The sequence below is a fragment of the Desulfomicrobium norvegicum genome (assembly GCF_900114595.1).
GTDB lineage: Bacteria > Desulfobacterota > Desulfovibrionia > Desulfovibrionales > Desulfomicrobiaceae > Desulfomicrobium > Desulfomicrobium macestii.
Genome location: NZ_FOTO01000030.1, coordinates 1 through 4,185, shown reverse-complemented (window position 1 = coordinate 4,185; position 4,185 = coordinate 1). Strand labels below are relative to the sequence as shown.

Annotated in this window: 4 protein-coding genes; 1 reads left to right on the top strand and 3 read right to left on the bottom strand. The window is 45.1% G+C overall.

Going from position 1 to position 4,185, the window contains the following annotated elements:
* On the top strand, nt 1–227 hold a 227-nt coding region (locus tag BMZ24_RS20050), incomplete at its 5' end, for a hypothetical protein (protein WP_208599901.1).
* A gap of 61 nt (nt 228–288) precedes the next feature.
* Here BMZ24_RS20050 and BMZ24_RS19210 read toward each other — a convergent pair.
* The 3 genes from BMZ24_RS19210 to BMZ24_RS19200 form a co-directional block, all read right to left on the bottom strand.
* Nucleotides 289–909, bottom strand: a complete 621-nt coding sequence (locus tag BMZ24_RS19210; protein ID WP_092194723.1) for a hypothetical protein — start codon at nt 907–909, stop codon at nt 289–291.
* 184 nt (nt 910–1,093) lie between these two features.
* Complete coding sequence (locus BMZ24_RS19205) at nt 1,094–1,726, bottom strand: YagK/YfjJ domain-containing protein (RefSeq protein ID WP_092194721.1); 633 nt, start codon at nt 1,724–1,726, stop codon at nt 1,094–1,096.
* A gap of 651 nt (nt 1,727–2,377) precedes the next feature.
* Nucleotides 2,378–3,679, bottom strand: coding sequence for a tyrosine-type recombinase/integrase (locus BMZ24_RS19200; RefSeq protein WP_092194719.1), 1,302 nt, complete (start codon nt 3,677–3,679; stop codon nt 2,378–2,380).
* Nucleotides 3,680–4,185: the final 506 nt, after the last annotated feature.

The window sequence follows — 4,185 nt, the reverse complement described above, 5'->3', positions numbered from 1 at the left end:
CGAATTGGGCATGGGCACCTCCTGAAAAGGAGTATGCCCGATTTATCCAGCGCCGCATCCGCTGCGAATTTTCCACCGAGTCTGACGCCGTTGGGGCTGGTCAGTTTGTTCCGGAATCGGTGGTCAGTTTGCCGTGGAATCCGTGGTCAGTTTCCCATGGAATCGGTGGTCAGTTTCCGCCGGAATCCGTGGTCAGTTTGGACCGGAATACGCATCAATATCACTAGACATACAAAATCCTCCATATATAGTGATGAATAAATCCAATACTAGCCACTAGTCACACAATCATCGATTCCTGAACGATTTAATACACTGATCAGCCTCCCAACCCACCAGCTCATCTATCGACTTTCCGTACATATCCCGAGCTACTTTTACAGGATCGAGCCCACGCTTTGCGGCACACTTATGAATCGCGGACACCTGACCTTCGGAAATCGGCTTGTTCCCACCTCCCTGCAAAGAGTTCTTATCCTGAGACTGAGCCTCCGGCAGACCATAGACATTGTCCGCATCCTGAACTGCTGTGAGCAAAATAGGCTCAGAATCATTTTCTTGACCGGTTTCCAAGGCATTACGAATATTAAAGGCATCAGAGATGACGCGTGACTTGGCACGAGTAGAGGCAATGCGCACAAAACTGTCCACGCACCCTTTTGGCACATTGTCGGGATTCGCGTCTCCGATGTCTGCGAATACCTCACCGGTTGTGGTAACCAGACGCGCCCCACAAATGGCGCGCATGTCGTTTGACTCATGCGGAAACTGGAGAACAGCGACCTCCAGGCTCTGCATCCCGCACTGGTGAGCATAGTCAATCATGGCTGGATAGGTAGCGACTTCCTTGCCACGGATGTTCATGATGCCACTCTGCTTAATTTTTAACTTTTTCTTACTATCAGACATGACTGTTTTCCTGTTGTAGAATATACTAAAAAAAGGGCACTCAGTAGTACGCTACTGAACACCCCATATTGACCTCAAGACACCAAAATAATCCCTGATAAATTAAACTTTTCAAAGAGTAAAAAACTCAATGACCTGAAAAGAAGACCAATTCCGTACCTGTAAAAATAACACTAAAAAACCTCTATTTTTTAAGCTGAGATCCTCCCCTAGAATGAGACCCTTTTCTCAATCCCTCTTTATCGCGAATTTTCGCTAAATAACTCGCCTGATAAACCATCTTGTCTTTAACCTCCGAACACCGTTCATCACCTCGACGATACATCAAGCCATTATCCTGTTTCTCTCCTGCACGTCCCTTATTGCAATAATTCACAAGACCCTGATTCTCACTCTTCAAAGCTTTCCCCCAGTAATGTTCAGCAGCCTTAAGAATCGTGTACTCAGACTGAATAGCGTTACCATTCACAAGCGCATTACAGTGATAATGCGGAAACACAGAAGAATCTTTCTGATCAGGAGACCAGTCTAGTTTCAAATCAACCTTGTGATTAGACTTTCTCATTCGAGAAAAATGTTTTTTAAAGCCATCACTAAATTTATAAATGTGAGCTTTATCAAATTTTACAGAACCATCGGAAGGATAACGCAAATCAAATCTGGTCTGCATAACTTTGTTATGCTTGGTAGTCATATCCTCTAGATGCTGGTTATATCTTTCCAGAGTAGGAACAAAACAACCTAGATTTTTTTCTTTTGAAGTGTTAATCGAATAACCATTGAATTTTTCTTCAAACGTAAGATTTTTCTTTTTCATCTTTCTTTCCTTTTGTTTTTCTTCTTTTGAAATTAAAAAAGGGAATAATATACTTGGTGTATATTATTCCCAGTCTCTTTTTTTTATTGTTTAGTTTTATTTAATTTATATTAAATTAATTTTATTAATTATTTCTCTATAGAATATATAGTAGTGTTATTTATTATATAAATTAATTTTAGCTTATAAAGAAGAATATATAATAAGGTAATACCATATATACCTAAATTTTGTAATTTTAGATTCGATGATATTCTATGCATATTCACCGACTGCACTTAAATAAAAACAATAAATTTAAATTTCGTAAAATTTTACTTACAAGCAAATAGGTCACAAGCACTCTAGACCAGATCATGTACGGTGCCTACCAGGTTGGGCGGCAAGAATTACAGAACTCTTCATAGAGATCCCTCGCCCTTGCTAAGGCGACTCACAAACACATAACCAAACGAGGTAGTCCGAACGCAAATCTCTCACTTTTGTTGGCTCTATTAGGGTGCCGATCGGTGGCTCCATTAGGGTGCTGATCAACACCAACTCCGAACGACAACGACAATTTGCCGGAACTGGGAGAGAAATATGGCCGTAACATGCTAGGCTTTAAAGGAGGCCGGCATTACAATCAGTCAGTTCCAATCACGGCTTTGATCAGTCCGCCACCTTCCGAAGCGGGATCACTTTCGCTGTCTTCCTACCACGCAGATGGCGCACGGCCTCACGTTTGTGATCGGGCATCAGATGCGAATATCGCATGGTCATCTCGATCGTCTTGTGCCCCAAGAGTTCCTTGATCGTTAGAAGCGGAACACCTTGCTGAGCAAGCCTACTACCGAAGGTATGGCGACAACTGTGAAAGGTCAGCTTTTGCCGTGCGTCCTCATACCCGTCATTAAATTTAAGATCGTCAACTGTCTTCATGAATATATCGGGAATATCCTTCATGATCCCGCCATGGACGGAACCGGGGAACACCAGACCGCGAACAGACTTCGCGCTTATCCTGACAAACGGCGTCGTGTCGAAAAGCTCTTTCCTGCGCGTGAACATCTCCACCAATTCTTCATTGTCCAAATAGGCCTCACGCGTCTCGCCGTTCTTGCCGTCCACGTGAATAATGCCGTTCTCAAGATCAACGCGCTCCCACCTGAGCTTTGCAATCTCACCGAAACGCAAACCCGTCAGAATGGACAACAAGGTCATGTCGTGAACGTCCTTGTTTTTCTCGGCCAGTGCAGACAACAAAGAGTCAACCTGATCGTCCGAGAAAAAACGTTTGCGAGCATTATCGAGCCTGGGAAACTTCACGTGGCGAGTCGGATTGTCCCCTGTGTAGCTGCCGATTCTGATGCAAAAATTATAAACTGCCCTGACGCACTGGAGGACATGCTTAACCGTGGCAGGAGAGAGGCCTTTTTCCTGGCATCTCACTTTCAGCGATTCGATATCAGCCACCCTGATTTCTGATAGACGCTTATCACCGAGGAATGGAAGGACGTGCAGATTCATCCGCGTTTCGTCATGGCCCCAATCCTTCTTGTTCGTCTTGGCCCAACCCAGATAAACTTCAAAGGCATCCTTGAGGGCCATATTCTCTTTCTGGGCTTTAGCCTCCTCGGTTTCAATCGCCAGCCTCTCTTGTTCCGCCATCTCCCTTTTTTCCTTGAGGGTAATCGGCCGTCGCCCATGACGTTGGTTTTCCTGAAGTTCAGAGAGGATCATGAAAGCCTGCTTTTCGTTGATCTTGTGAACTACAACCTTGGTGCCGCCCTTCCCGTCTGGGACAATCTCGGACCACTTCCTGTCTGACCAGCCGATGGTCTCCTGTTTCGTCTTCCCGTCGAGCTTGTAGACAATGCAAATATATTTCGCAGCTTCCACACCGTCCTTTCGGGTCGGGTGCACGCGGTACCTCACACCAGGATATTTTTTCGACTTGACCCACTCAGACATAGTTCCCTCCCTCGCGCTGCGGAATTTTGGTCAACTATTGGTCAACTTTTTTCGATGAAACAGGGTGATATTCCGTGATGCGCCATGATGGCAATTTATGGCTAACATACTGAATCGTCAAGATGATTATGATAATCCGTGACGGAGCGTGAAAGCCATAAAATGGGAGTTCAATTCCCTCCCTCGCTACCAAAACACCAAAACCCGGTTTCAGCCGGGTTTTTTTATGCCTGCAGCCAAAAAATATCCCTTATAGCCTATAGTTATCTCGTTTTTTTAGATTATCTCTCCACGTCTCACTCTGTTCCAATCCACCCAAAGGTCTGATTCCGGGGCAAGCTGCAAAAGGATAAGTTCGGCCCCCAACAGGCTCGGCAACCGCCCCCCATGGCCCATCGAACACGCCAACCACTGACCTGTCTTCGCAATAGAGGACACGTTCATTTCCCTAAACAGCTATCTTGATGAACAGCCGTTCATATTCCTCAGGCGCTTGGTAACCAATC

Coding starts and splice junctions, on each gene's coding strand:
- BMZ24_RS19210 (WP_092194723.1), bottom strand. CDS start 909: ATGTCTGATAGTAAGAAAAAGTTAAAAATTAAGCAGAGTGGCATCATG.
- BMZ24_RS19205 (WP_092194721.1), bottom strand. CDS start 1,726: ATGAAAAAGAAAAATCTTACGTTTGAAGAAAAATTCAATGGTTATTCG.
- BMZ24_RS19200 (WP_092194719.1), bottom strand. CDS start 3,679: ATGTCTGAGTGGGTCAAGTCGAAAAAATATCCTGGTGTGAGGTACCGC.